The 1,257-nt window shown below is 42.8% G+C and carries 2 protein-coding genes; one reads left to right on the plus strand and one right to left on the minus strand.

What is annotated here, in order from left to right:
* Positions 1–396, plus strand: a 396-nt coding sequence (tnpA, locus tag DA100_RS08345; RefSeq protein ID WP_138971727.1) for an IS200/IS605 family transposase, incomplete at its 5' end; no start/stop codon positions are given.
* 60 nt (positions 397–456) lie between these two features.
* Here the strand turns inward: tnpA and DA100_RS08350 are convergent.
* A partial coding sequence (locus DA100_RS08350) for an energy-coupling factor transporter transmembrane component T (RefSeq protein WP_138971728.1) occupies positions 457–1,257 on the minus strand: 801 nt, incomplete at its 5' end.

A 1,257-nucleotide genomic window follows, 5' to 3' on the forward strand; every position in this document is an offset into this window, starting at 1 on the left:
TGTCAATACCATATAGTGTGGACTCCAAAGTATCGATTTAGGATCTTGAAGAACAATATAGGTAAAGAAGTTTATCGATGTATTTATGTTTACTGTAATCAACTTGGATGTGAAGTAGTAGAGTTAAACATACAAGTTGACCACGTGCATTTAGTAGTAAAGATTCCACCAAAGCTATCGATATCCAAGTTGATGGGGGTATTGAAAGGCAAAATAGCCTTAAAGCTATTTAGTAAGTTTCCTCATCTTAGGAAGAACAGGCTTTGGGGTAATCACTTTTGGCAAAGAGGCTATTTTGTCGATAGTGTTGGAATCAATGAAGAAATCATACGCCGATATGTAAGACATCAAGAGAAGCAAGAGCGAGTAGAGCAGCACCAGTTGGCGTTGGATTAAACAAAGGCCCCCTTTTAGGGGGCTCACACAAAGCCACCTTCTTTAGAAGGTGGTAATTTACTAGAACGGATACCAGAACAATTCGGTTTCTAGATAGCGCTTAGCTACCGCCAATATGACGATGACCGCAATGGCTAGCAGGCAGAGTTTGTCCGTGTTGCCTAGTGGTCTTGAGCTATACCATGAACGGGTATTGTGGCGTCCAAATCCTCTTAACGTCATCGCGTTGGATATTTCATCTGCTCGGTCCAAGCTTGAGAAAATGAGAGGACCAAGGATCTTCGCCACGTTTTGTAGACGCTGCACTAGAGGTGTGTTTTTTGATATATCAAGGCCACGGGCCTGTTGAGCGTGCATGATATTGACGAAATCGTTCTTGACCTCAGGAAGGTAGCGCAATGTCAGACTGACGGCATACGCAATCTTGTACGGCACGCCAATGCGGTTCAAGCTGGCTGCAAACTCTGTCGGGTGAGTAGTAAAGACAAATACCAAGGCAATTGGGAACATGCTGAAGTATTTGAGAGTGACCGTAACCAAATAGAACAGAGTCTCTTGAGTTAGCGAATAGTGGCCAGGAAGATTAAACACAACAGTACTTGATCCAATGTATTCACTGCCTTGCTGGGGAGCCAACAAAAACATAAATAGTGCGTTGAGTGTTAAGACACTGGCTGTACCAATGAGCAAAGGTTTGTAAACTTTGAAAGGTACTTTTGTGATTTTTAGTAAGTATAGGCCTGCCACAATCAGTAAACCAATCAATCGGATATCGAAAGTGGTCAGTACTACAGTGACCCAAGCCATAAATAAGGCGAACTTGGTAATGCCATTTAGTGCATGCAAAGGCGACTTGGTATC

This window comes from Vibrio sp. Hep-1b-8, from assembly GCF_006124995.1.
Lineage (GTDB): Bacteria > Pseudomonadota > Gammaproteobacteria > Enterobacterales > Vibrionaceae > Vibrio.